Here is an 889-nt window from a genome sequence, read left to right on the forward strand (position 1 = left end):
GCGTCCGGGCGCTCGCCCGCCCGCCAGGCGACGATCGAGGAGTCGAAGCAGTCCCTGATGGCGGACAGGTACACCTTGCGGCCCGTCGGCAGCCTGAACTCGGTTATGTCGGTGAGCCACAGGAAGTTCGGCAGGGCCGAGCGGAAGTCGCGGCGCACGAGGTTCGGCGGGGCGGGGGTCACCTCGCCGCCGTAGGAGCTGTAGGCGCCGGCCCTCCTCCTCATCCACCTCGGGACGAGCCCCTCCTCGCGCATGATGCGCCGGACGACCTTCTCGGAGACGCGCACGGGGTCGTCGAGCTCGCGGAGCCTGCGCACCACGAACCGGTAGCCGCGCGCGCCGTCGCCGTCCTCCAGGAACACCCGCCGCACGACGTCCCTCAGCGGCGCCAGGCGGTCCGGCCTGGCGATCGCGCGGCGCTGGTAGTCATAGGAGCTCCTCGATATCCTCAAGAAGCCGGTGAGTTCTCTCAAGGACCACTTCCCCGCAGGCCTCAGGCGGTCTATCACCAGGGTCTTCTCCCTGTTCGACATCCCGTCGAGGCTCTCGGCTTTTAAAACGTCCTGCACCGCCCTCAGCACCGCGTTCTCGAGCCTGAGCCGCTCGATCAGGGCGTCCTTGTCCTCCGGGTCGATGTCGGGGTAGTCGGGGCCGTCCCCGACGAGTCGCGGCAGGTCCATTCCTCCACCGGCCCTTCCCGCGGGCTTGCGCACGTCCCTGATCCAGCGCCAGACGGACGTCTTGCCGGGCCCGCCGAGTATCTCGGTTATCTCCATGACGGTGAGCCCGGCGCCGCGAAGCGCCCTGGCCCTCTCCACCATTCTCCTACTGTATGCCATGCGGACTCCGTTCCGGACCTCAACGGTCCAACTTTTTGTCCGCAGTCCCG

1 protein-coding gene is annotated in these 889 nt (G+C 68.4%); it reads right to left on the reverse strand.

The window, feature by feature from the left end; genetic code table 11:
• A partial coding sequence (locus tag ACTQ1E_RS08825) for an IS3 family transposase (RefSeq protein WP_441565891.1) occupies positions 1–839 on the reverse strand: 839 nt, incomplete at its 3' end.
• Positions 840–889: the final 50 nt, after the last annotated feature.

The sequence above is a fragment of the Collinsella sp. LCP21S3_C7 genome (genome assembly GCF_052118485.1).
Lineage (GTDB): Bacteria > Actinomycetota > Coriobacteriia > Coriobacteriales > Coriobacteriaceae > Collinsella.